The following is a 24986-nucleotide window of genomic DNA, read 5'->3' as shown; positions in this document are numbered from 1 at the left end:
CTAATATTATAAATCTTTTCATTTGAAAATTTCCCCAAAGCTTTTTCTTGTTTAATAATACCTACTTTTTCGAATATTATCCCAGCCAGTTTATATCCGTATCAGATCTATTCATATCCGCCAGGGTTTTATGTTTTTCTGATAATGGAAAGAGTCCTAGGAAATATTTTCCAGGTATCGAAGTACTTCTTCCTTCTTCCTACTCGAAACAGGTACCATTTCCTTGTTCTGCATCTGTAGGAATCCCTCCCGGAAGTATTTTTTCACGTACTGAAAGTTGACCAGATAAGACTGATGACACCTTAGAAAACCAAAGGGAACCAACAGACTTTCATATTCTTTCAAGCCTTTAGAGACCAGGATTTCCGTTTTATTGTTCAGGTAGAAAGTCGTATACCCTTTATCGCTTTTGCAAAATATGATATCTTCCATAGGCACAATTTCGATGAACTCCACGCTCTTCAAAGCGATACGCCTGCTTGCTGCCACTCCCTGCGCCAGGTAATGGTCTCTGGCTATGCTGAGTTGCTGCTGGTCAAAGCTCTCTTGTTTTCTATGATGGAAACATTTATCCAGCATGCTGGTCAGGCTGGTTTCGTCTATCGGTTTTAAGAGGTAACCGAAAGCTCCCATATTCAGTGCCTGTATGGCATACTGATCATAGGCCGTAAGAAAAATCACCTGAAAATCTGCTTCGCCTATTTCCGCAAACAGCTGGAAACTGTCCCCATCCTTTAGCCGGATGTCTGCTAAAATAATATCCGGTTTCAATTCGGGTATTTCTTTGGATGCTTTTACGACCTCCGCTGCGGATCCCACCACTTGTATATAGGGAATTTTCTGAAGAATCTGCAAAAGATGTTGCAGGATGCGTACTTCATCTTCAAGAATGTAAAGTTTCATATGTATCAGTTTTCAGGTTTAATCTCTTATTTCCGGTATCACGATGTGTACAGTAACACCCTGCTCACCATTTATTTTTTTATCCTCAATCTCATATTTGGCTTCTCTACCCTGGGAATTGAAAAGCACATCCAACCTTTCTTTCAGAATAATCCCTGCCAGCGACTGTTTCTTTTGGGGATTTATATTTTTTTCTGTCAGCCCTTCACCATTGTCGTCTACCGTGATGATCATTTGGTTATTCTCTACTTTGAATCTTATCGTTAGCAGGCCTTTGTAATCAATATTTCTGAAGCCATGCTCTATTGCATTTTCCACAAAAGGCTGCAGCAACATGGGGGGAATCAACAGATCCTGGGGATGGAGATTTTCATCTATATTTATATGGTAATCAAAAAGATCCAAAAACCGCATTTGCTGCAATTGCAGATAATTATCCAGAGAAGCGATCTCTTCGTCCAGGCCAATAAAATCCTTCCGGCTTTGTTCCAGAATATTTCGCAGGAGTCCGGAAAAAACAGTCAGATAACGCACCGCCTCATTCGCATTGCCTGTTGCAACCAGGCTTTGAAGGTTAGCAATCGAATTAAAGATAAAGTGAGGGTTTAACTGCACCTGTAACAGTTTTTGCTCGATATTTAAGCGTTTGTTTTCTGATTGTAGCAATTCATTTTTCTCTTTCAACCGACGTTGTCGCTGTATCACGTAGAAGAAGGAAAGTACCCCCAGGAAAACCAGTGAAGCCAAACCTAATGTCCATCTTTGCTGAACAATAACCTTTTCATTGAGCTGATTACGGTTTGAAAGATCAGTGATGTTCCTATCCTTTTTTTCTACTTCATATTTCTCACGTATCTCTGCAACTTTTACAGCTTCAATCTCCTTGAGATTACTGATTTCTATATTATAAGCAGAGTCTGCAGCTGCCAAGGCCGCCGCATAATCACCTTTCCTTTTATAAGCATTCATCAGTCCGTTGTAACAGAAAGATTTTTGTTTTCCCTGAGGGTTCTTTTTTGCAAAAGCAATACCTTCTTTGTAATAATAAATAGCGGAATCGGTCTGGTTATTATGCTCAAAACTGGTAGCCAGGTTATTAAAAGCAATGTCGTGCAGGCTATTGGTCCTTTTTAGGTAATTAAAGTAGATCCTACTGGATGCAATTGATTTTCTATGATCTCCCTTACGGTCATAGACCTGTGCTTCGTAGTCATAAGTGCGGGCAATGGCCATGCTGTCTCCAATACTTCTGGCAAAATTACGGGCACTCACATTAGATCGCATCATCTTATCGTAGTCGCCCATTCTGGAAGCCAGCAGGAAAGAAACGTCATAATATCTCTGTTTAATTACCGGGTGTGATTTATAAGGATGGCTCTTATAGTAGCGTTCCACATAGTCTAATGATACTTTTTCATTTTGATTCTGGTAATACACTTTAGCCAACAGGTCATAAAAGTAATGGGTTAGCCTGCTTTTGGACTGTTCTGCCTTTTGCATGAACGCAAGAATCCGGTTCATTAGTGCAGCCTCCACCATCCTCCCATTGCTGCTACTTCGATCCAGCAGGGTATAATTTTTCAACAGATCCACTTCATCTCCATCATGAGCCGGGATCATTTTTTCGTAGGCTGCCATAGCGCTATCCTTCTTCTTCTCCAGACTAAATCTTCTGCCCTTGAAATAATGGTAAAAGGGATTGCTACCCGTATCCGGGAGATTCCGGAGCAGGCTATCCTCCCGGTAGATCATTTTTCTGGAATCTTTGGGCAACAGCGTATCCATGGCAATGATCATGGACATGTAATCCTTGCGGCTATTCTTGTCGGAGTTTTTTTTCAGATCGTTCTGATCGTTTTTCTTCTGTACACAGGAGAAGATCAATAAAAGTGGTAGAACCAAAAAAAGGAGATGGGTATTTCTTGTTGTCATTAAAAATATGGCCGGTTAATTCAAAGGTAAAAATAGCAAAGTTTCAAATCAAAGACGGTTAAATATCCGATGGTTTTCATATCATATCCGCATATTTCGGCTTGATTTCCGCAGCAGTCTTTTCTCAAATAATAAGCCGGACAGGACAAATATCGGTTCAAAGAAACCGAATATTGACCCGATAATATCCTATTCAAAGGACAAGATTATATTTGTTTGATCCGAATATCATAAAAATGAGCCTCTGCGAAACCAGATCATTTTTTACTATGATGTTGTAAAATCAGAAAAATGGATAGAAAAGATTTTTGGGATATCACCCAACCTGCTTATGGTCCAATGCTCACAAAAGAGTTGATAGCCTTGGCAGAGCGAAAACTAAACGTGCGCTTACCTCAGTTATTGATCCATCTGCTGAATATAAAAAACGGCGGTACCACCTTAGGATTTGCACTACCTATGATTCAAAAAACGATTGCAGGTGATTACTTAGCGATCGAAGAATTATATGGTATTACAAACGACAGCTTTTTGTCTAAACCAAATCTATTGCACAGCAGCTATTTAATCAAAGAATGGGGATTACCGGAAAAACAGGTTTTAATCCTTGGAGAGGGGCATTGGTGGGTCACTTTAGATTACAGGGCTGGTGAAGAGCCAACAGTAAACTGGATTGATGCAGAAAACAGACAGGACTTTATACTCGCCCCTACATTCGAGGCCTTTATGAGCAGACTGGAGACCATGGAAAAATACCGTCCTTTGGAGCAGAATAACAGAGTGGCAAACAACACTGTGATCTGGGAAAGCTTTATTGCTGAGGAAAAATTAATCGAACTCGATGAAAGATTTTTGAAACAAGTCAATGAAAGGCGAAGACAAAAAGGCTTGCCTGACATCAAAAAGGAATAATTATGCTGTTAGCGCTCCACAACTTTATCAGTCATTTACTATCCAACGAAAATTGGATCATGCCTGTCATATTCCTCGGTTTTTCGTTAGTCTTACTGATTTCACTTACTGTTGACTTTTTCTGGAAAAAAGGATTTTCTATTTTCTTCCTGCTCCTTTTTTATATTCTCGGCTTTTTCCTGAAAAATGACATGTTATGGGCAGCCAGGCTATTATGGAACAAAAATCACCTGTTAATCTTTTTCTGCACCCTGCTATTTTTAGCCTTGGTATCCGCAGTTCTTTACCGCTTATACCACAGCGATAACGTCTGGACAAAACATTACCAGAATAAACCAAAGACCAGCGCTCAAAAAAGCTGGAAAGAGGAAAGCATCTTTATAAAGATCGTAACCCTCCCTTTCTTTGGATTACTGATCTATTTTATGGCATCTGTACCTTTCAATGCCGTTTCAGTCGCCGGCTATTTAGCATGTAATCAAGAGGTCAAAAAAACTGCAGGCATCACCAATAAAGGAGCCGTTCGCGGTTCAGGAAGGGGTAGCGGATTCTACCATCGATATTGGACTATTGACATTGATAACAGGGAAGAAAGATTTTGGATATATGCAGCAGTGAATACTGAAACAAGCAAAGGACTTCCCTGTTCAGCGCATGATCCCGAAGTAGGAAGTACCCTTTTAATTAATGGGCGTGAGGGACTTTTTGGTTTCGCCTACGATCAGGTTGTTGAAATCAAAAGCCCTGATCATCGAATTTATTGTGAGGGCCGATAGTAAGGAAGCGGCTAAAAAGTGAATTCCAACCCAGCCTTTGCTCCAAAACTATTAAACTCAGCACCATTAAATCTGGTTCTTACCTCTTCTCCATCACTGAGGTAGGCCTCGTCAATTCCCGAATAGCTTGCCCCATATTTTTTCTCTACCCCCATTATTACAGCAATATGTTTTGACAAACTATATCCAGCTCTGAATCCAGCCGATAAAGTATAACTATTGGCGGTTTGTTTAAAGCTTAAGGGTTGATTAAACTTTTCATTTAGATTCCACCGTGCCTTTGCCAAATAATCATAATAACCAGCGGCAAGATTCAGGATCAACAACAACTTATTGAGTTGATAGCCGGTCTCAATTCCCAAAACACCTCCCTTCCACCGGTTTTTATAGGTAGAATTTAAAGGGGGATCGTTTAATGTCCCGGGAAAGTCCAGGAGATAAAGCTTTTTATCAAAATACGCAGCACCGATGTAAGGTTTTAGTTTTAAAAAGCGGCCGGCAGGTATTTCGTATTTTAAAAACAGGGAGTAATCAAATGCCTGGCCTTTATTGCTGAGTGCGTCTTCATCAAAAAAGGGATCTGTTCTGTTATCCTGTAAATAGTCTGTGTCTTTGGCCCTGCCCTGTTTAATACAGTGTTGACTAAAGTTAAAACTGAGTTCAAACTGCTTATAAACAGAGCGGCTGATATTCAGGTTAATCTTTGGTCCTTTTAGCTTACTCCAGATTAACTCAGATAAGATATTAGGTGAGTTTCCTTCAGGATTTCCAGCAATAGACCAGTTGTAATCATGGTTGAGTTGTTCGATGGAGGTTTCAATCTTCCAGTTGGAGGATTGGGCGAAAACATAAAAATGGGTGAATAACAAAATCAGGGTATACGTAATTTTTTTCAAGGACAAATAGGTAAAAACCCATACTACAGTGCCATATAGTATGGGTCATATTAAATTATAACTTGGTTAAATTAAATCTCTGCGCTTGTGAGCTGGTATTAGAAGTACTGACCACTATTGAAGTGAGGTTAGCCGTTCCTGCTCCAAGCACTTCAAGTCTCAGTGAAGTGGCATGCATAGGGGCAAAACTGAAACCATCATTCCCCCTGTTATACAATTTAAACTTCTGTGAAGTGCTGCCGGCATTGGTTCTTAATTCCACCTGTGTCCCACTGACGGTTGAAGCGCTTCTAACCGTAAGCACTTTATTGGTATCCAGCAGGGATTTAATCTGATAGTAACCATTATCAACCTTTCTGAAGCTAAACTTCTGATTATTTCCGGTACCATTGGTGTACAAAATAACATTTGTTCCATCAGCAGTTGAGCTTCCGGTGATATCTATCGATTTACTGCTTAAATACACCGGATTGATCCGATAAGTTCCATTGGCAACAGTTGGGAAATACAAACTTTTTAGTCCGTTGACGTCCCCCGGACTTAATCCGTTTCTTTGTTTAGTGAAGGTAGTCCCATCTAATTTTGTCATTGGCGGCAATGCGGCATTTTTTGCAAAATCCCCGGAACTGTATATCATGATCGAATTAAAATCAAACGGGCCATGTCCGGCATAATTTGTATACTTATTAAAATTATGCTCCGCACCATCTGTTACGCGGGAAGTATCGACAATGATATACTGATCTCTGTCAGGCCTACATTGTTCATGCATGACTCCCAGAGAGTGTAACACTTCGTGCATGGTGATCCCAACATGAGTATAATTATACAGGTTAACGGTATTCACGCGGTTTTTCTGCCATCCGAGAGGAGAGCTATTGGTACTGGAACTTTTAACAAACTTCATGTATTCCGTCTGTGTTGTCCGTTGTACAAATTGTATGTTTGTTGAATCGGTAATTTTAGTTAAGGCCGCATCTATCGTAGCCACAAAGGAAGTATATTGTGCGGCTGTCATTGTAGTTGCATCGGGATAGCTATAATACACTTTTGCATTAGGCCAGGTGCTTAAGAAATCCTGAACGATTGTGCTTCTTTCAACAGTACTCAAATTTGACAAGGTCATCTTTTTTAAGCTATTGAACTGCTCTTTGCTTAAGAGAATGTCATGTGCATAAAAGAACTCGTTATTGAACTCTTTAACGATATTGATGCTTCCATTAATGTTTAACCGGTGTATAATGGTGTCGCCATGGCGACTTGAGCTTATATTTTGCTCTTCGGTATTCTGAACATTTTTTTTACAGGAAAAAAATAGACCCGTAATCAGGCATAGCCCCAGGATAGGCTTTAAAAAGAATTTCATAGTTTAGGTTTAATAGGATGATTAATTATTTAATAGCACGTACCTAAAACTAGTAATTAATTTAAATTCTCACAACTACCTGTAAACAAGCGATTAGCATCGGCAATAGCTGTTACCACCTTCGCCAGTTCTGCACTGTCCACCCCCGCACAGGAAGTGTTCGATTACGAACACAACAATAAACTTAAAACAATGACTAACAGCAGCTTAACAATTAAATTTTGTTTTGGCACCAGCTTGGCTAAAAACGAAAACAAACAGTGTAACCAAAAAAGAAGAATAACAAGATGAAACACATTATAAGACTCCGAATCAAAGCCCAGATTGCAATGGCATTCGCTACAATCCTGCTATTATTAACTGCTACCGCTCCTGCTAGCGTCCACACAATAGCCAACCTCTTAAAGCTTCATAAAATTTCGTCCTTCAGGAAAATCTCCTTAAAGGGAAATATCGAAGTGGTATTGGTCCAAAGCTCTACTACTGGCGTTTCTTACGCGGATGACAACGAAGGAAGTGCCGACGTCACAAAAGAAGGGGAAATACTTCACATTACCGGAACCAGCAAAGAACCATGTAAACTCGTTGTTTATGTGAATGACCTTTTTAGAATCGTGGCGGAAGAAAATACTGTTGTAAGGACCAGAGGAATGCTGTCTACTAAATTTCTCCAGATCGTTTTAAAGGGAAATGCAAACGCTGATATTCGTGCAAAAACCCAAAGCCTGTATACCGCAATCTATGATACCTCTGCTTTACACCTTCGGGGTTATACTGATGTTCATTTTCTTTTCATGGAAAAAAAACCAACATTGACCACCGGTGACTTTATAGCGCTACGTACTCAAGAAGCATTGGAGAATTATACATTGCCGGCCTTGTCTGGTAAAGATCGCCCGGAAACAAACCTGGTGTCCAGACTATCCCTGGTTTTGTAAGGCGAGCCCTATAAAAGACCCGGGAGATGAATCAACGCCAACTTATAGTCAGCTTATTTAATAGAGATCAGGTTATAATTGAAACTTCAAATATTCTAACGGTGTTTTCCCGGTATAACCTTTAAAATCTTTTAGAAAGTGGTTTGAATCGTAATAACCGTTTGATATCGCGATTCGCATCAGATCGACCTCCTTACTTCCTGCCAATTCAATGTATGCATGAATAAAGCGTTGAAGCTGAATGTATTCTTTGGGCAAGAGCCCAATATTCTTCGCAAAGCTCCTTTCCAGCCACTTATAGTTTACGCCAGCATCATTGGTCACATTTCGTACCGTGCCTTTGCCTTTTAGTTTATGGATATAATCCAATGTCTTATCTAAGGTTTCAGAGGTATCAGTCTCCGTAGGAGAATTCCGAACATAACTTCCGACAAATGCGATCTTCTCTTCAATAGAATGACATTCGAAAAATTCTGCTATACTGAAGTAGATGTTCTTAGCAATATGTTCAAAAGGAGTAATTGTATGATATCTAAAATATTGAGCGTCCAGACCAAACAACCGATAAAAAGCATTTGGATAGAAACGAACTATAAAAACCTGGTCTATATTATTATTGTATTTTACATAGACATTTTTAATTGAGCCAGCGCTTGCCCATACCGCTTTAATTTCGAAAGCATCCTTTCCCCTTGTTACGGTTACAGTCTCTTCGTAATTTTGCAAAAATACAAGCACAGGAAACCCATCGTTAAAAATAAGATGCGTATCATTCTTTGGGTCTTTGGAGAAAATATAAAATCCTTCGATAACAGACTCCAGCTCTTTTGTAGGGCTGATTCTGTAATTCTCCTCATTAAACTCTCCTAATTGTATCTTCCTCAGATAATTTATTGGCATATCGCAAATTTACCGGAAATCTTAATCGATGGCGAATAATACCGTGTCTAATATTTACTATGAGAACAGTTTAAATACCCTGAGCTTTGCCCAAAACTGAACGAAATTAATTTATGATTATAAAAACGGCAGAAGAACTACAGGGTATAAAGAGCGTGAGTGAAGCTGTTGCAGTTACCTTACAAAAAATGAGGGCATATACTCAGATAGGCATGTCTACAAAAGACATAGACGAATACGGAAGACAACTATTAGAGGCGCTTGGTGCAAAGTCTGCCCCATTCGAAACCTATGGTTTCCCTGGTTACAGCTGCATTAGCGTCAATAAAGAGTTTGCTCATGGCATTCCTTCAGACAAAATTAAACTAAAAAATGGAGACCTCATTAACATCGATGTATCCGCAGAGCTAGGTGGCTTTTGGTCTGATAATGGATCCTCATTTGTTGTTGGAGAAGACATTCAGGGGGTACAACATCTGATAGATACTTCAAAAGAAATATTGCTGGAAGCGATTTCAAAAATTAGCGGGGGAGCAAGAATTTCTGATACTGGAAGGCTGATAGAAACCAAAGCAAAAAAAGCAGGATATACAGTTATCCGGGACTTAGGTGGACATGGGGTTGGACGAAGTCTGCATGAAGAGCCTGATGGAATAATGAATTATTACGACCGTTATGATAAATTCAGGCGATTTAGAAAGGATTCTGTTGTGGCTATTGAAACATTTATCTCCACCAGGTCTACATTTATTGAAAAGGCGTCGGATGGCTGGGCTTTTGTTGGCAACAAAGGCGGATTTGTAGCCCAGCATGAACACACGATACTGATCACGTCAGGCAAACCAATAATTTTAACGGCAGCGAATGGAATATAAACGACTACATGGTAAATCCAACCATATAAACCTGCCTTTTATAGGCACGGGGAGGCATTCCGGTTCGCTTTTTAAACGACTTTGAAAAGTAGGAAAGGCTGTCAAAACCCGTCTGGATAGCAATCTCTGAATAGGTCATCCGACTGGTAGCCAATAGATACTGGGCCCTTTCAATGCGTTTATCAAGAATGTATTTCGCAGGTCGCTCCCCTGTAAAAATCTTAAATTGACGGGAAAAATAATCAGGATTTTGATTTACACGGGATGCGAGCAGAGCAACAGATAGTTCCTGATGTAGATTAACCAATATGTATCCAACGGTTTCTACTATCTTAACCGGAGCCTGGTTGTCTGAATGTCTCAAATGTAACTGAGGGTGCAGGAACCGACCAACCAATTGGAGCAAAATTCCCTGGGTCTCGAGATAACTGGCTATATTCTGGCAATTATTAAGCTCCTGGTACTCCTTATAAAAGATATTTTTCTCATAAACTCTCGGATCATCCGATCTATTGATTCCTCTTCCGGGATTAATTTCAAGCAGGCGCTTAAACAGACTAATGTCCAACTTCGTGGCCTGGATTTTGGAAACTATACGACTACGGGCAAAAAGGGAAACTCCATCGGCCGATTCTTCAAAAAACTGGACGAAATACTGACTTAAGTGATCACTGCAACCAAAATTACAGAGTGTGAAGCTTGGAATAATGTAAAAATAGCCTGGTTCGAGCTGCAACGTATTCTTTTGGTCGGCTATCAGACCGGAGCCTCCATCAATATAATATATACGGTAATAAGGACTGATTACATTTCGGTAATTCCATTTTGAAGTCAATTTTACATAGTCCACATTCAGCAGGGAAAAGCTGTTCTGTAATACTCTTTTTATCATGGATTAAATGTCGGATTTTTACAACAAATAGTCTAATTATTCCAAATAAAGGTCGGATATGTTATTTAGGTTTGAAATCAACAACCATATATTAAACCGAAGCTAAACCTGTTTACCATACCGACGAGGTTAGCCTTGCTGCATTTTAATATTCTTTAAAAACCAAATAGAATGAAAAAAGCATTAGTTACCTGTCTTATGGCACTTTCCGTTATAACACATGCCCAGACACAGGAAAAAAAGGACAAGATCTTACAGAAAACATTCAAACCCACAGACGAGTCCTTAAAGCAGTATCAATATCCGGACTGGTTCAGAGATGCCAAATTTGGGATTTGGTCTCATTGGGGACCGCAGGCCGTGCCAAGGCAGGGAGACTGGTATGCGAAAAATATGTATGTCCAGGGCAGCGACCAGAATAAATATCATGTAGCAAACTACGGAGCGCCTTCAAAATTTGGATATAAAGACATTATTCCTTTATGGAAAGCAGAAAAATGGAATCCAGAGGAATTGATGGCGTTATATAAGAAAGCAGGAGCGAAATATTTTGTGACCATGGGCTCCCATCACGATAATTTCTTCCTTTGGAACTCGAAGATTCATAACTGGAACTCAGTAAATATGGGACCAAAAAAAGATGTTGTTGGATTATGGCAAAAGGCGGCTAAAAAGGAAGGGTTGCGTTTCGGTGTTTCTGAGCACCTTGCAGCCAGTTTTAACTGGTTTCAAGTCAGCCATGGGGCAGATAAAACAGGGCAGTTCGCTGGAGTGGCCTACGATGGCCGTGATCCGAAGTATTCTGATCTCTATCATCTTCCCGCTGATTCAAGCGATATGAAAGAATGGTTGACCAACAATCCGGGATGGCATAAAAAATGGCTGGAATACGTTAGCGAACTGATCGATAATTATCATCCAGACCTGCTTTATTCAGACAGCAAACTTCCATTTGAAGATCTGGGGAGAACGATGGTAGCCCATTATTATAATCAGGATATCATAAAGAACAAAGGTAAACTGCAGGCTGTTTATACCCCTAAAGAACCATCTGAGGGGAAATGGGCACAAGATGTAGAACGTGGCGTACTGGATTCCATTAGTCCCTTTCCATGGCAAACCGATACCTCTATCGGAGATTGGTATTATAGAACAGGACAGCAATATAAAAGCGCAAATGAAATTGCGCAGCTGCTCATTGACATTGTAAGTAAAAACGGCAACCTATTGATCAATGTTGTACAGACTCCAGAGGGTGATCTGGAACAAGATGTGATTAAAATTGTGACAGAGATAGGTGATTGGATGAAATTGAATGGAGAAGGGATCTATGCGACAAGACCCTGGAAGATTTATGGTGAAGGACCTTCAACGATCAAATCAAATCAGAAAAAAGGCACCTTTGGCGGCCTCACTGATACCCGTGATTACCAATCAACCGATATCCGCTATACCACTAAGGATGGTCATCTTTTTGCCTTTTGTCTGAATGTACCTGAAGGAGACATCAAAATCAAGGCCTTGGGGAAAAATTCAAAATATACTGACCAGGCAATTGCCTCCGTCAGCCTTCTCGGAAGCAAGGAAAAACTAAAGTGGACACAGGAAGACGGCGCTCTTATCATTACTAAACCTGCAGATTATCCAAAATGGATGGTGACTGGCTTCAAAATTGAATTCAAAAAATGATGAAGTCTGCTGATCTTCCTCCGGTTATTTTTGGGACCAGCAGTCTGGGCAATCTGTATCATGCACTGGATTATACTGTTAAACTGGATATCGTGAGATCCTGTATCCTATCCGGAATGGAAACTCCTGTCTTTGATACTGCAGGTAAATATGGAGCGGGTCTGGCTTTAGAGACATTGGGGAAATGTCTGTATGACCTGAAGGTCAAGCCAGATCAGGTGATGATTTGTAACAAGCTTGGTTGGTACAGAACCGAACTGTTATCATCAGAACCCACCTTCGAGCCAGGAATATGGAAAGATGTCCATCATGATGCAGTACAGATGATCGATTATGAGGGGATACTCAAATGTTTTGAGCAGGGCAATAGTTTACTGGGCAATTATCCTGCAAAGATGGTATCGGTACATGATCCGGATGAGTATCTATCGGATAGCATTAATGATCATGATTACCAGAAAAGATATCATCATATTATTGAAGCTTATACTGCGCTGAAGGAATTAAAATCTTCTGGCCATGTCTCCTCAATAGGTATAGGTGCAAAGGACTGGAAAGTGATCAGGCGCATCACTGCGGATGTCGATCTGGACTGGGTAATGATTGCCAATAGCCTGACTTTAAAATCCCATCCTGAAGAGCTGATTACTTTTGTAAAAGAGCTGCATCAAAAGAATATAAAAGTGATCAATTCTGCAGTATTCAATGGTGGATTCCTGACTGGGGGAAGTTTTTACAACTATCAGCCCGTTGATCGAGAAACAGTTTCAGGAGCAGCCCTATTGAATTGGAGAGCGGCTTTTTTCAGCATCTGTGATCAGTTCGGGGTACTTCCCGCAGAAGCCTGCTTTAATTTTTCTTTCCAGTTTGCAGGGATTGGAAGCATTGCACTGAATACAACGAAACCAGAAAAGGTAGCCGGGAATGTAGCTCTGGTACGGAAAAAGATACCCGTAGAATTCTGGAAGGAAATGCTTGATCAGGGATTAATTGAAACCTTTCATTAAAATGAAAACACTTATTTGTAAAAAGCCAGGCGAGTTCGGCTATGAGGAAAGAGCTATTCCGGTTCCCGGACCAGATGAAATATTGCTCAGGATGAAAATGCTGGGTATCTGTGGCACAGATTATCATGCCTTTGATGGAACACAGCCTTTTTTTGAGTATCCCAGGATATTGGGACATGAAATCTCAGCGGAGGTCGCAAATGTACCTGAGGGAAGTAAATTTAATGTTGGCGACCTGGTCACGGTAAGCCCTTATTTTTCATGCGGAAAATGTATCGCATGCAGAAGAGGGAAAACAAACTGTTGTACAGCTATAAAAGTTTTTGGTGTTCATATCGATGGCGCAATGCAGGAATACATTTCGGTTCCCTTATCTGCTGTTGTCCCCGGTAATGGCCTGACTGCTGAAGAGCTGGCATTGGTAGAACCGCTGGCCATTGGTGCCCATGGCGTTGGGCTCGCTCAGATTACAGAAAATGATACCGTTCTTGTTCTTGGTGCCGGTCCTATTGGTCTGGGGGTAATATCGGTCCTGAGCAGCAAGGGTGCAAAAATTATCGTCAGCGATGTGAATGAGAACAGGTTGAGCTTTTGTATGGATAAACTCGGGGTATCGCATCTGATCAATCCGCTAAAGACCGATTCATTGGCTGAAGTCAGAAAAATCACCGGCGGAGACATGGCAACAGTGATCATAGATTGCACCGGGAACCTGAATGCAATCAATGGTGCTCTTCCATTTCTGGCTCACGGCGGTAAATTTATCATGATCGGACTTCAGAAAGGAACCATTGAGATCATACATCCTGAGTTCCATAAAAGAGAAGCGATGTTGATGAGCAGCAGAAACGCGTTACCTGAGGATTTTAATGAAGTCATCAGAAGTATAAAGGAAGGTCTCATCAGACCAATGGACCTGATCTCTCATAGAATAGCTTTTGGCGAGGTCAAGGAAAGTTTTTACGGGTTAAGCAACACAGATCAGTCATTGATAAAAGCATTAATTATTTTTGACTAACATCTCAGGAAGGAGCCTTAATGATATATTACTTATCTTTATTTAATAAAGATTGTAATGAAACAAAATGCCATTTCCGTCCGACCATTTATCGGTGCCAAAAATTTTGAACAATCGAGAAGCTTTTATCAGGATATCGGATTCCATGAAACAGTTTTGAATCCTGCACTCTCGCTATTCAAATGGGGAGAACTGGGCTTCTATTTGCAGAATGCTTATGTAAAGGAATGGATAGACAATACCATGATATTTTTTCAGGTTGAAAATGTAAAGCATACCTGGGATGAATTGGTTGCTATGGAATTACCCTTAAAATATCAGGATGTTAAGCTGACGCCGATCCGTGTAGAAAATTGGGGGCGTGAATGTTTTCTGCATGATCCTTCCGGAATACTTTTGCATTTCGGAGAGTTTTTTTAAACACAGCTGTTTCCATAAAGCAAAAATCCCGCTCTACTTTCGTAAAGGGGATCTGTACCTATAAGCATGAATACTTAAAGTCTCTTTAATTATTTATTGTTCGATTTCTTTTAAACTATCCATTTTCTTGTAAGCCAAAAACCCTTTGATGTCTTCAAAGTGTTCACGGACACGTTTATTACCAAATTCAAATACTTTTTCTGCCAACCCATCAAGGAAATCCCGATCATGGGATACCAGGATCAAAGTACCATCAAAATCCTTAAGCGCATCCTTGATAATATCTTTGGTTTTCATGTCCAAATGGTTGGTTGGCTCATCCAGTATTAACACATTTACAGGTTCTAATAATAACTTGATCATGGCTAAACGGGTTTTCTCCCCACCGGAAAGTACCTTAACTTTTTTCGTGGTATCATCGCCACTGAACATAAAGGCGCCTAAAAGGTCTTTTATTTTTATACTGCCATCGCTTATTGGAATCTGGTTAATGGTTTCGAATACCGTTAAATTCTCGTCAAGTAATGCAGCCTGGTTCTGGGCAAAGTATCCAATCTTAGCATTGTGGCCTACTTTTAAACTTCCCTCAAAATCGATCTCGTTCATGATTGCTTTGATCATGGTCGACTTACCTTCACCATTTTTACCCACAAAAGCTACCTTTTCACCCTGTTTGATTACCATAGATGCTTTTTGGAACACCACATGATCGCCATAAGTTTTAGTCAGATCCTCTACAATTACCGGATATTGACCGGAACGTGGTGATGGTGGAAATTTCAACCTTAATGCGGAAGTATCTACTTCATCAATCTCAATCACCTCCAGCTTTTCGAGCATTTTCACACGAGATTGCACCTGCAAAGTTTTGGAGTAGGTTCCCCTAAACCGGTCTATAAATTCCTGGTTATCTGCAATAAAACGTTGTTGTTCTTCGTAAGCTTTCAGCTGGTGCACACGGCGGTCAGCACGCAACTGGAGATAATGGGTATATTTAGCTTTGTAATCGTATATTCTACCCATGGTAACCTCAATGGTACGATTGGTAATGTTATCTACAAAAGCACGATCGTGGGAGATCACCATGACTGCTTTTGCTGAGTTGATCAGGAAGTCTTCTAACCATTGAATACTCTCAATATCCATGTGGTTGGTCGGCTCATCAAGTAAGATCAGATCGGGTTTCTTTAACAGGATTTTGGCCAGCTCGATACGCATGCGCCATCCGCCAGAAAACTCAGCAGTTTGGCGGGTAAAGTCCTTACGCTCAAAACCCAGGCCTTTTAGTACCTTTTCTACCTCTGCATCATAATTGACCTCTTCGATCGAATAAAATTTCTCACTCAATTCCGATACGCGTTCGATCAGCTTCATATAGTCATCACTGTCGTAATCCGTACGAATGGTCAGTTGCTCATTCAGCTCATCAAGCTCTTTTTGCATTTGGTTTACCTCTTCGAAAGCTTTCATCGTTTCTTCAAAAACAGTAACCTTATCCTGGGTAAGGAAATGCTGTGGCAAATAGGCGATTACCGCGTCCTTTGGACCGGTTACGTTACCAGAAGTAGGTTTAGCCGCATTGGCAATGATCTTTAAGATGGTCGACTTACCTGCACCATTCTTACCCATCAGGGCAATTTTATCGTTTTCGTTGATTGAAAAGGTTACGTCGCTGAATAGCGTGGTTCCGCCAAATGAGACGGAGATGTTATTTACATTAATCACAGTATGGGAATATTGAATTGACGGCAAAGATACATAAAAAGAATGCTCCGAATATTTGACAGCCAAATAAAAAGGGCACTGAAAAATATCAGCGCCCGATTATTGAGATGTTCTTACTAGAAGTTTGGATTTTGCTTAAGCACCCCATTACTCTTATCAATCTCCACTTGTGGAATAGGATAATAATAATGTTTGGGCCTGACAAAATTTACTGTTTTGGCCTGGTCTACCGGGGCTTTCGATTTCGGAAGGTTATATATTGCCGCAATGTCAACTATATTCTTTTTGTCCCAACGCATCAGATCCTGGTGTCGCTCTCCCTCACCTGCCAGTTCCATCCGTCTTTCATGAATCAGCTGTGGCATTCCTGCACCTGCAACAGGGCTCAACAGCGGGGAAGCTCTTTTCCTGACGATATTGATCAGGGCATCACCTGCTCCGGCTCCCTGCGTGCGGATTTTAGCCTCGGCCACCAACAGATAGATATCTGCAGATCTCATTAGAGGAACGGCATAATTATGATCCACTCCGGTGCCCTCATCTGATTTGAACGGATAGAAAACAGCGTATTTACGGAAGCTGTACCCCGTTGATGATAAGTCTGAAGTAAACTCCGTCTCCCCTTTTCCATCGCCAAGGTCCATCTTATCTCCCAAGCTCAATAATGTAGCTGCTTTTCTCGTATCATTTGCCTCAAATTCATCAGCAAGACCTTTTAAAGGCTGACTGAACCCATAGCCTCCCCAGGCCCTTGGGATATAGTAAATGGTATAGTCATTTTGCACCACGTTCTGAAGTCCTTGTACAGACATCAGAATCTCTGTACTCTTCTCATTGGCCCGGGTAAAATTATCCTGATAATTGGTTGCTAAAGCATATTTATTGTTATTAATTACTTTCTCCCCGGTCTCAATTGCCTGGGGCAATTTTTCCCAATACATGTACAATTTGGTTAACAATCCCAATGCTGTCCCTTTATTCACCCTTCCACGCTCCGAATCCGGGTAATTTTCAGGTAACAGCTCTACCGCCTTTAAAAGATCTGCTTCTATTTGCTTACGGACTTCCTCTATTGGAGATTTTGGCAGATTAAAATTGCTGTTTTGATAGTCAGCTTCAGTAACAATGGGCACATCCCCATAAATCAACATTAACCTCCAATATCCAAAGGCACGGAAGAAATATGCTTCTCCCATACAACGGTTTTTTACCGCAGGAGTGATTTCCATAATTCTCGGAATGTTAATGATGGCGTTTGTGGAACGGTTAACGGTCTCATATTTATAAGTCCAGCTAAAATTCACCTGCGCATTAGAAGCATTATAGGTTAAGTTTTCAATAGCCTCATCTTCGGCATGGTCACCAGATCTCCAATAATCATCTGAGGCCACATCAAAAGTAGTCTCAGCATGAGAAATATAATCTTCCTGTGCCAGTAAGTTATAAATACCGGAAATGACATTCACAGCATCCGTCTCATTCCTGAAATAGTTATCGGTGTTATAAACACCTTTTTGTTTAAGATCCAGGTTTTTTTTGCATGCAGCGGAAAGAACCACCACAAATAAAAATGTATATATTATAAATTTTGTTTTCATGGGGGATTAGAGTTTTAGGGTTAAACCAAATGTGAATGACCTTACGGATGGATACTGAGCAACATCTACGCCCCTTTGTCTGTTGCCATTGGTGTAGCCGAGTTCTGGCGTATAACCAGAATAGTTAGTAATCATAAATAAATTCTGTCCGGTCACATAAAGTCTCAAGCTGTTCAAAGTCGCCTTTTTCATTATAGAAGCTGGTATAGTATACCCTAACGTTAGGTTCTTGAGGCTTACATAATTGCCATTTTCAATAAACAGGTCTGATGTGCGGTAGTTGTCATTTGCACGATCAAGGGACATTCTTGGCATGGAGTTGCTGGTTCCGGGACCAGTCCATCTGTTTAGTGCTTCTGCGTATAAATTAAACGAATAAGTTGGGTCAACTCCCTGCATCCGGTCTGCATTATACAAACTAACTCCAAATACCCCGGCTAAATTGGCGGATAAATCAATCCTTTTATAAGATAACTTTGTCTGGAAGCCCAGTGTAGCCTTAGGATTTGGATTCCCTAAATAAGTTCTGTCCAAGCCATCAATTTTACCATCTCCATTGATATCAACAAAACGAACATCGCCTGGCTTAATCAAGCCTTTTCTGGAATCATTTGTCAGGTAAGGATCACTATTGATATCAGCCTGGTTTTGATAAAGGCCAGCTGTTTTCCATCCATAGAATGAAGCAACAGGCTGACCTTCATAGGTTCTGGATATTTCCTGACTTGAACGGCCATAAACAGTAGAAGGAATAAAAGCACCAGTGCCATATAGCTGAGTCACCTTGTTTTTAATGAAGGATCCGTTCACACCAAACGAGTATTGAAATTCGTTGCCCGACTGATAATTCAGGTCTACTTCAATACCATGGTTATTCATGGTTCCAATATTACGGTCAGGGGCACTCACCCTTCCTGTGGTTCCAATCTGTAGTGCCGGAACAAGCATGCTTTTGGTGTTTTTATCAAACCAGGTGATGGTGGTACTCAACTTATTCTGTAGAAAACCAGCTTCCACACTAACATTGGTCATTGCTGCACGTTCCCATGTAATGTCCGGGTTGGCTGTCTTTATTACTGCCGAGCCGCTTACTCCATTTCCACCAAAAGTGTAACCATTGGTGCCGTATCCATTACCTACTACTATTTTACTCAGATACTGAAAGCCATCGATGTTCTGGTTACCTAATTCACCCCATCCACCTGTGATCTTTAAATTACTGATCCAGCTGATGTTTTTCATGAATTGCTCATTGGATAATCTCCAGCCTAAAGAGAAAGCAGGGAAATAGCCCCAGCGATTAGAACTGGCAAATTTAGATGATCCATCTGCCCTAAAGGTCAACGTAGCTAAAAATCTACTGTCATAATCATAAAATCCTCTTGCGAAAACCGATTCAAGACCATATGGATCTCTATAAGTGCCGTTTGCAGCCAATAAGTTTTTACCATTATCTAAGGTTCTTTGATCTTTGGAAGTATCATCATAGCCTGTTCTTGCCGCAGAGAAAAAGCTACCTCTGAAGCTTTGTAAAGAGTAACCACCGGTAAAAGTGATGTGGTGTTTATTTACCTGCTTATCATAAATAAGTAACAGGTCTAATAAATGAGAATAGTTGTCCTCTTCTCCTTGCGATAGCGTAGAGTTCGGATTCCGTCTTGCCTGATTTAAATCCTGAATATCAAAAGAATAGCTACGATTGATTGTTCCATCGAACCCATAATTCACCCGAAAATTCAGGTCCTTATAAATTGGGACTTCAGCAAAAACATTGGCCACCGCCCGGTATTTACGGTTGTAAGCATCCGCTTTCTGAATCGTAGCATAAGGATTATTGATATCCCCAAGCTGATTGGCAAAAACTTTAGACGTTCCGAAAGATCCATCCTCGTTCACAGTAGGAATTGCAGGATTATACCTTAATGCAGAAAAGAGTAGTCCCGCCTGAGAATCGTTATTATTGAAACCATTATTTTCTCCATACGTCACCTGCAGGTTTTGTCCGACCTTCAACCATGGCTTGATCTTGTGCTCTGAATTGATGCGGGTGCTAAAACGCTTAAAATAAGATTTATCAATGATCCCCTTCTCATCATAAAAAGAAGTTGAAAAATAATAAGTGGAAGCCTCATTCCCTCCCTGAATGTTTACGTCAATGTTGTTTACTTTGCCGCTTCCAAGGATAGCTTTCTGCCAATCTGTACGCTGGGTAGCATAGTAAGCATCTTCCCATGGTTGCTCAAACGCCACCCCATCATTGGTGTATCTTTCTCTTTTCAGCATATAAAGATCCGGGGCAGTAAGTAAATCAATGTATTTGGTAGATTTAGATACTCCGGTATAGGCATTGATTGAAGTCGATAATTTCTGACTGTAAGTACCTCTTTTGGTCGTCACTAAAACCACTCCGTTTGCCGCTCTCGTTCCATAAATCGCACTCGATGAAGCATCTTTTAAAATCTCCACCGAAGCAATATCATTCGGGTTCACGTCACTTAAGGCATCCGGATTGTTTGATGGTACCCCATCAATTACGACTAATGGGTTGGCATCGTTGATAGTACCTGTACCGCGGATACGAATACTTGGCGCTGCGCCCGGCGTACCATCATTACGTACAATATTAACACCTGTTGCTCTTCCTTCTAAGGCAGAAGCCACTGTACTTACCGGTAAATTCTGAATGTCACTGCCCTTAACACTGGCAATTGATCCGGTCACATCAATTTTTTTAGCTGTTCCATAACCCACAATCACAATTTCATCCAGATTGGAATTGGTTTCTACCATCGTGATGGTCAGGTTTGTTTGTCCGGCAATCTTAACGATCTGTTTTTCATAACCCACATAGCTGAATTCTAAAACCCCGTTTTCGGGAGCATTAATGACAAACTCCCCGTTTGCATTGGTCGTTGCCCCGATATTGGTTCCCTGAAGTTTGACACTGACGCCAATCAGGGTTTCCCCTTTGGTATCGACCACCTTTCCTTTTATAGGCACCTGTGCCTGAGCCGTCCCCTGATCGTAGATAAATACCACACCATCCGCTGTGATTTTATAAGGCAGCTTGTTTCCCAGAACGGCTTCCAGCACATCATTAATAGATGCATCTTTCACGTGAAGCGTTACTTTTCTCAGTTTTTTAATACTGGAATAATTGTAAAAAAAACGGTAATCACTTTCTTTTTGTATCCTGGTCAGGATGTTGCTCACTTCTGTCTGTTTCAGGTCAAGTGAAAACTTTTTCTGGGCATAAACAGATGCTGAAACTTGTAAGCAAGTGAACATAATGAGTAATAATGCTCCTTTCATTAGCAGAATTATTTTAAAAGGTGGTTGCACAAATAACCATGCAAAAGCTTTTGTAATCTTTTTCATTACATTTGTTTTTGAAAATTAAGAGATAGAGTAAGGCCTTCGAAAACACTTACTCTTGTGAATTAAATCTGGATTTTTGAAGGGAAGAGGTCAATTCTTCCCTTATTTGATCGGAGCTTTCAGGAATCTGTGAGGTAAAATTTCTGCATTTTTTTGGTTTAATTTGGTTCTATTATTGGTTAATTATATGCGACCTTAAGGATAGGAAAATCACTCCCTTATCTCTTCTATATTTAAATGGGGTGGTCATCTTTATAAAAGAAAGTGCCTGTTCAAGTGATTCATCTTTAAATACGCCACTGATTCTTTCCTTTTTCAAGGCCTCATTTTCAAATACTATTTTTACATCAAATCTTCTTTCGATTTGTTTTGATACTTCATCGAAACATTCATTTGTAAACACTAACTTATTATTCAGCCAGGCAATCTCTGCTACTTCATCCTTATGGAGATCAGGAAGCTCTTCCAGTTGATACTCGGTTGCTGCGTCCTTGTTTATTAGTGTTAACTTTTCATTAGGCTTCATCACGATGTTCTTTTCAGGTTTATCATTTAATTCAACCTGAATCTTCCCACTAAGCAATATGGTTTCGATCTTTTTATCTGTTGAGTAAGCTTTGAGATTAAATGCTGTTCCCAACACTTTTATGATCACCTTATCAGTATGCACCAGAAATGGTTTGTTTGCATCTTTAGCTACCTCAAAAAAGCCTTCTCCTTTAAGAGTTACCATCCTATTTTTTGTGCTGAAGACTTTCGGATAGATCAAGGCACTTCCAGCGTTTAATTTAACCCTGGTGCCATCAGGCAATTGCAGTTCCTTGATTTTCCCAAACGGCACATAGACATTTTGCATTCCGGAACCGGCAAACCGATCTGAAGGATCTGTTTTTTGTGCAAAGAAAAAAAATGCGGCTAATACGCCCACTAACAAAACAGCGGCAGCCCACTTCCAAAATACTAAAGGTCTTATTTTAGCTTCTTCAATAGGAGCAACGATGGCTTCTTCTCTCCTTATTTCCTTCCAAATCTGATCAAGATTCTTATCTAAATCCTTTTTCATCCAGGTATCCGGCTGTTTCTCCTCCGTTGTTAACGCATCTGTAAAATTTTGCATTTTTTTGTATTCGGGGAAACGAATGAAAAACTCTTCCAGTTCCTTTATTTCTTCAGGAGTAGCAGACTTTCCCATATTTTTAGCCATTAGCTCGATAAATCTGGATTCTATCATAGTTCAAAATGGTATTTATAGCATTTCAGGTAAAGACACGCGAGGGTGCCATTATTCTTAAAAGGATTTAGAAATAATTTTATGCTACGTTTATCGGAATAAAATTGTGCTTAGTAAAGGCATTATTATTTACAGTGAAGAACGGTATGAAGCTTCTTAAGGGCAATGGAAAGTTGCGCAAATACGGTCTTATCAGAAAGCCCAAGAATGCATGCTACTTCTTTACATGAAAAACCATCTTCCTTTACCATTTTAAAAATAAGTTTACATCTGGGAGGCAGGTCATTTATAGCTTTTAACATAGTAACAGAGAGCTCTTTGCTAATCAGAATTTGAGATGGATCTACAGACAAATGAAAATAGTAGGCTTCCGTTACTTTCACTTCATTATTTCTCTTGGAAGAAATACTCCTTATATGGTTTAAACAGGCGTTTTTTATTGAGGTGTATAAATAAACCTGGATGTTCCTGATTTGGTCAGTCTTGTTTCGTTCAATCCAAAGCCTGACCAGAATATCGTTTACAATCTCTTCTGCGATCTCTCTTTCCTTCACAAATGATTGAGCAAACCGAAAAAAATTATGCGCATGCTTTTGATATAGTTCGTTAAATGCAAACTCGTCGGCATTTTCTCTAATGCGAGTAATCAGTTGTTGCATATCCCCAAATCTATATGATGATTTGGGGCAATATTAGAAATAAGAATCCAATTTATTTATTATTTAAACTTTTTTTTGCTCACTCCTCTATCCTTTTTTTGAGTAAAAAATTCAGGTGAAATCTCAAACTAAAGGTATAGGTCTTTACCCCCGTTTACTTAAATTGAGTGCTCTTTCGATTCGTGGACGATTATACCGCTGAAGGAAAATTGGATAAAGGTTCAGTAAGACATTTAATATGAGCAAGGACAAAGATTTGAGAAAGCCAAATTTGAATGCTACAAAAACGTTAAATCCCAGAACTATGAACAGAATAATGACGTGATCCAGTTCAGATTTCTTTGTTGTATAATGTAGATTCATCAAAGCTTTGGTGTTTTTTTCTACTGGATTAGATTTTCTAATTACCTTTTCCCAACCAATCCAAACCAATAATTTTCTGAAAAAATTTATTCCAAGACGTTCGTATACCTGTCCTTTCTGTTCCCATCTCTTTTCATTATAGTAAGAAGAAGAAAGTGGGCTCTTTAGCGCTCCAGTAAAAATAACAACAAATAACATCAACAGGAAGTTCAGAATCCACGCAAACGAAAAACCATCCATTCTAATATAAATAACCAGGGCATAAATTGACCCAACTGTAAGAATTGCAATTAAAACTAAGGTTAATGTTCTTCTCATTGATTAATTCGTTTGGATTCTAAAATGACATATAACGATTAAATATACAATAGTTTCAATTACCAAAAACCGAGAAAAAACACATTTTATTAAGTTGCACTATTTTTCATGTTTTTGATGATAAGTATAGGGTTAAACATCGAAAAAGCCATATTCAAAAACAAAAGAACCTTTCTGATTTCGCAAAGAGGTTCTTTTGTTTTTGAATGGTATTCATGAGCATACAAGCTCGGTTCATTATTGTTTGTAAGCGATATGCTTATGATGGTTTCACTAGTAATCAGTCCAATTGAGACATAGAAACCTAATAAACCCGAGTAATAAACTGAGACATAGTTGTAGGTTTTCTACCTAAGAATGTTTCTAACGTATCATCCACGATTTCCATTGCACCTTGCGCCTGAGCCATTGCCCACATTGTAAACATACCAATGTACAAGTCTGGAACGCCAAACTGTTTCATTTTTGATTCAAATATGTCAACTTCCAGGGATTGATATTTAACTTCTTTTCCCAACTGATCACCTATGGCTTTAGCTATTTCACTAAAAGAGACAGAAGTCGAATTAGCTAAACTATAAATTTGCTTTTTATGACCTTCAGTAGTTAATACGTGTGCAGCAGCTTCCGCTAACTCTTCACGAAGAACATAACTTGCTTTACCGTCCTTTGCAGGAAATAAGATAACGCCGGTCTCAGCTACTTTTTCTCCGGCAAAAATTGGTATCATTTCCAGATAAATACCGTTTTGAAGAATAGTATAATCAAGCCCACTATCTATCAGATATGCTTCCGTTTGTGCGTGCGAATTCTGGAATGCGGCTATAGACGAATCCTCAAAATTTGTATTCCTCACAAAAGAGGTATAGACAATATATTTAACATTGGCCTCTTTCGCGGCCTTTATGAGGTTTATGTGCTGAGCAGTTCGGTTTTCGAAAGCTTGCCTGTCATTACTGGAAACCAATAATAGCTTCTCTACTCCCTGAAATGCTTTAACCAATGAATCATAGTCAGTGTAATCACCAATTTTCACTTCAATTCCCTTGCTTTTAAGATGATGTGCATTTGCTTCGTTTCTTATTAAAGCGGAAATTTCAGATGGTTTAACACCTTTGTTTAATAAATGATCAATGGCTTTTGAGCCGAATTGACCTGTTGCGCCTGTTACTAAAATCATATGCTATATT

General features: G+C 39.8%; 21 protein-coding genes. 8 read left to right on the top strand and 13 right to left on the bottom strand.

What is annotated here, in order from left to right:
- Nucleotides 1-156 precede the first annotated feature (156 nt).
- Together BFS30_RS15155 and BFS30_RS15150 are read right to left on the bottom strand one after the other, a co-directional pair.
- Nucleotides 157-903, bottom strand: coding sequence for a LytR/AlgR family response regulator transcription factor (locus BFS30_RS15155; RefSeq protein ID WP_069380062.1), 747 nt, complete (start codon nucleotides 901-903; stop codon nucleotides 157-159).
- 18 nt (nucleotides 904-921) lie between these two features.
- Nucleotides 922-2835 (bottom strand): tetratricopeptide repeat-containing sensor histidine kinase, encoded by a 1914-nt coding sequence (locus BFS30_RS15150; RefSeq protein ID WP_069380061.1) that lies wholly within the window; start codon nucleotides 2833-2835, stop codon nucleotides 922-924.
- Between the two features lie 291 nt (nucleotides 2836-3126).
- Here BFS30_RS15150 and BFS30_RS15145 point away from each other — a divergent pair, with 291 nt between their 5' ends.
- Both BFS30_RS15145 and BFS30_RS15140 read left to right on the top strand, forming a co-directional pair.
- Nucleotides 3127-3747, top strand: a complete 621-nt coding sequence (locus BFS30_RS15145) for an SMI1/KNR4 family protein (protein WP_069380060.1) — start codon at nucleotides 3127-3129, stop codon at nucleotides 3745-3747.
- A 2-nt stretch (nucleotides 3748-3749) separates the two neighbouring features.
- Nucleotides 3750-4523: a hypothetical protein gene (locus BFS30_RS15140; protein WP_157262931.1), complete on the top strand. Its 774-nt coding sequence runs from the start codon at nucleotides 3750-3752 to the stop codon at nucleotides 4521-4523.
- An 11-nt stretch (nucleotides 4524-4534) separates the two neighbouring features.
- Here the strand turns inward: BFS30_RS15140 and BFS30_RS15135 are convergent, their stop codons facing one another.
- On the bottom strand, nucleotides 4535-5419 hold the full coding sequence (locus BFS30_RS15135) for a hypothetical protein (protein ID WP_069380058.1): 885 nt from the start codon (nucleotides 5417-5419) through the stop codon (nucleotides 4535-4537).
- Nucleotides 5420-5474: 55 nt separating this feature from the next.
- On the bottom strand, nucleotides 5475-6785 hold the full coding sequence (locus tag BFS30_RS15130; protein ID WP_069380057.1) for a M12 family metallopeptidase: 1311 nt from the start codon (nucleotides 6783-6785) through the stop codon (nucleotides 5475-5477).
- A gap of 287 nt (nucleotides 6786-7072) precedes the next feature.
- On the opposite strand from BFS30_RS15130, the gene BFS30_RS15125 reads away from it, so the two are divergent.
- Nucleotides 7073-7723, top strand: coding sequence for a GIN domain-containing protein (locus BFS30_RS15125; RefSeq protein WP_157262930.1), 651 nt, complete (start codon nucleotides 7073-7075; stop codon nucleotides 7721-7723).
- A gap of 72 nt (nucleotides 7724-7795) precedes the next feature.
- Here the strand turns inward: BFS30_RS15125 and BFS30_RS15120 are convergent, their stop codons facing one another.
- On the bottom strand, nucleotides 7796-8623 hold the full coding sequence (locus BFS30_RS15120) for a helix-turn-helix domain-containing protein (RefSeq protein ID WP_069380055.1): 828 nt from the start codon (nucleotides 8621-8623) through the stop codon (nucleotides 7796-7798).
- Between the two features lie 113 nt (nucleotides 8624-8736).
- On the opposite strand from BFS30_RS15120, the gene map reads away from it, so the two are divergent.
- Nucleotides 8737-9498, top strand: coding sequence for a type I methionyl aminopeptidase (map, locus tag BFS30_RS15115; RefSeq protein ID WP_069380054.1), 762 nt, complete (start codon nucleotides 8737-8739; stop codon nucleotides 9496-9498).
- A 4-nt stretch (nucleotides 9499-9502) separates the two neighbouring features.
- Here map and BFS30_RS15110 read toward each other — a convergent pair whose 3' ends face one another.
- Nucleotides 9503-10390, bottom strand: a complete 888-nt coding sequence (locus BFS30_RS15110) for a helix-turn-helix domain-containing protein (RefSeq protein WP_069380053.1) — start codon at nucleotides 10388-10390, stop codon at nucleotides 9503-9505.
- A gap of 171 nt (nucleotides 10391-10561) precedes the next feature.
- Between BFS30_RS15110 and BFS30_RS15105 the strand changes: the two genes are divergently transcribed.
- From BFS30_RS15105 to BFS30_RS15090, 4 genes are read left to right on the top strand one after another with little or no spacing between them, the layout of a single operon-like run.
- Nucleotides 10562-12079: an alpha-L-fucosidase gene (locus tag BFS30_RS15105; protein ID WP_069380052.1), complete on the top strand. Its 1518-nt coding sequence runs from the start codon at nucleotides 10562-10564 to the stop codon at nucleotides 12077-12079.
- Nucleotides 12076-13086: an aldo/keto reductase gene (locus BFS30_RS15100; RefSeq protein ID WP_237028586.1), complete on the top strand. Its 1011-nt coding sequence runs from the start codon at nucleotides 12076-12078 to the stop codon at nucleotides 13084-13086. The genes BFS30_RS15105 and BFS30_RS15100 overlap by 4 nt, the downstream gene beginning before the upstream one ends.
- A 1-nt stretch (nucleotide 13087) precedes the next feature.
- Nucleotides 13088-14104, top strand: coding sequence for a zinc-binding alcohol dehydrogenase family protein (locus BFS30_RS15095; protein ID WP_069380050.1), 1017 nt, complete (start codon nucleotides 13088-13090; stop codon nucleotides 14102-14104).
- A gap of 57 nt (nucleotides 14105-14161) precedes the next feature.
- On the top strand, nucleotides 14162-14524 hold the full coding sequence (locus BFS30_RS15090) for a glyoxalase (protein ID WP_069380049.1): 363 nt from the start codon (nucleotides 14162-14164) through the stop codon (nucleotides 14522-14524).
- 93 nt (nucleotides 14525-14617) lie between these two features.
- On the opposite strand, the gene BFS30_RS15085 is transcribed toward BFS30_RS15090, so the two are convergent.
- The 7 genes from BFS30_RS15085 to BFS30_RS15055 all read right to left on the bottom strand — a co-directional run bounded on the left by BFS30_RS15085 (nucleotide 14618) and on the right by BFS30_RS15055 (nucleotide 24976).
- The gene (locus tag BFS30_RS15085; protein ID WP_069382456.1) at nucleotides 14618-16249 is read right to left on the bottom strand and encodes an ABC-F family ATP-binding cassette domain-containing protein; all 1632 of its coding nucleotides are present in this window, start codon (nucleotides 16247-16249) and stop codon (nucleotides 14618-14620) included.
- A gap of 116 nt (nucleotides 16250-16365) precedes the next feature.
- Nucleotides 16366-17847, bottom strand: coding sequence for a RagB/SusD family nutrient uptake outer membrane protein (locus BFS30_RS15080; protein ID WP_069380048.1), 1482 nt, complete (start codon nucleotides 17845-17847; stop codon nucleotides 16366-16368).
- Between the two features lie 6 nt (nucleotides 17848-17853).
- A complete protein-coding gene (locus BFS30_RS15075; protein WP_069382455.1) occupies nucleotides 17854-21159 on the bottom strand; it encodes a TonB-dependent receptor in 3306 nt (1101 codons plus the stop codon).
- Between the two features lie 238 nt (nucleotides 21160-21397).
- Nucleotides 21398-22456 (bottom strand): FecR family protein, encoded by a 1059-nt coding sequence (locus BFS30_RS15070; protein ID WP_083252060.1) that lies wholly within the window; start codon nucleotides 22454-22456, stop codon nucleotides 21398-21400.
- Between the two features lie 125 nt (nucleotides 22457-22581).
- Complete coding sequence (locus BFS30_RS15065; RefSeq protein ID WP_069380046.1) at nucleotides 22582-23115, bottom strand: RNA polymerase sigma factor; 534 nt, start codon at nucleotides 23113-23115, stop codon at nucleotides 22582-22584.
- Nucleotides 23116-23259: 144 nt separating this feature from the next.
- On the bottom strand, nucleotides 23260-23796 hold the full coding sequence (locus tag BFS30_RS15060; protein ID WP_069380045.1) for a hypothetical protein: 537 nt from the start codon (nucleotides 23794-23796) through the stop codon (nucleotides 23260-23262).
- Nucleotides 23797-24100: 304 nt separating this feature from the next.
- The gene (locus BFS30_RS15055) at nucleotides 24101-24976 is read right to left on the bottom strand and encodes an SDR family oxidoreductase (protein WP_069380044.1); all 876 of its coding nucleotides are present in this window, start codon (nucleotides 24974-24976) and stop codon (nucleotides 24101-24103) included.
- Nucleotides 24977-24986 lie beyond the last annotated feature (10 nt).

Source organism: Pedobacter steynii, assembly GCF_001721645.1.
Classification (GTDB): domain Bacteria; phylum Bacteroidota; class Bacteroidia; order Sphingobacteriales; family Sphingobacteriaceae; genus Pedobacter; species Pedobacter steynii_A.
Note: the sequence above shows the minus strand (reverse complement) of the source record. Positions and strands in the feature narration are given on the sequence as shown.

Bases quoted from the DNA above. Each gene is read 5' to 3' on its own strand.
- BFS30_RS15155 (WP_069380062.1), bottom strand. From the start codon at position 903: ATGAAACTTTACATTCTTGAAGATGAAGTACGCATCCTGCAACATCTT.
- BFS30_RS15150 (WP_069380061.1), bottom strand. From the start codon at position 2,835: ATGACAACAAGAAATACCCATCTCCTTTTTTTGGTTCTACCACTTTTA.
- BFS30_RS15145 (WP_069380060.1), top strand. From the start codon at position 3,127: ATGGATAGAAAAGATTTTTGGGATATCACCCAACCTGCTTATGGTCCA.
- BFS30_RS15140 (WP_157262931.1), top strand. From the start codon at position 3,750: ATGCTGTTAGCGCTCCACAACTTTATCAGTCATTTACTATCCAACGAA.
- BFS30_RS15130 (WP_069380057.1), bottom strand. From the start codon at position 6,785: ATGAAATTCTTTTTAAAGCCTATCCTGGGGCTATGCCTGATTACGGGT.
- BFS30_RS15125 (WP_157262930.1), top strand. From the start codon at position 7,073: ATGAAACACATTATAAGACTCCGAATCAAAGCCCAGATTGCAATGGCA.
- BFS30_RS15120 (WP_069380055.1), bottom strand. From the start codon at position 8,623: ATGCCAATAAATTATCTGAGGAAGATACAATTAGGAGAGTTTAATGAG.
- map (WP_069380054.1), top strand. From the start codon at position 8,737: ATGATTATAAAAACGGCAGAAGAACTACAGGGTATAAAGAGCGTGAGT.
- BFS30_RS15110 (WP_069380053.1), bottom strand. From the start codon at position 10,390: ATGATAAAAAGAGTATTACAGAACAGCTTTTCCCTGCTGAATGTGGAC.
- BFS30_RS15105 (WP_069380052.1), top strand. From the start codon at position 10,562: ATGAAAAAAGCATTAGTTACCTGTCTTATGGCACTTTCCGTTATAACA.
- BFS30_RS15100 (WP_237028586.1), top strand. From the start codon at position 12,076: ATGATGAAGTCTGCTGATCTTCCTCCGGTTATTTTTGGGACCAGCAGT.
- BFS30_RS15095 (WP_069380050.1), top strand. From the start codon at position 13,088: ATGAAAACACTTATTTGTAAAAAGCCAGGCGAGTTCGGCTATGAGGAA.
- BFS30_RS15090 (WP_069380049.1), top strand. From the start codon at position 14,162: ATGAAACAAAATGCCATTTCCGTCCGACCATTTATCGGTGCCAAAAAT.
- BFS30_RS15080 (WP_069380048.1), bottom strand. From the start codon at position 17,847: ATGAAAACAAAATTTATAATATATACATTTTTATTTGTGGTGGTTCTT.
- BFS30_RS15075 (WP_069382455.1), bottom strand. From the start codon at position 21,159: ATGAAAGGAGCATTATTACTCATTATGTTCACTTGCTTACAAGTTTCA.
- BFS30_RS15070 (WP_083252060.1), bottom strand. From the start codon at position 22,456: ATGATAGAATCCAGATTTATCGAGCTAATGGCTAAAAATATGGGAAAG.
- BFS30_RS15065 (WP_069380046.1), bottom strand. From the start codon at position 23,115: ATGCAACAACTGATTACTCGCATTAGAGAAAATGCCGACGAGTTTGCA.
- BFS30_RS15060 (WP_069380045.1), bottom strand. From the start codon at position 23,796: ATGAGAAGAACATTAACCTTAGTTTTAATTGCAATTCTTACAGTTGGG.
- BFS30_RS15055 (WP_069380044.1), bottom strand. From the start codon at position 24,976: ATGATTTTAGTAACAGGCGCAACAGGTCAATTCGGCTCAAAAGCCATT.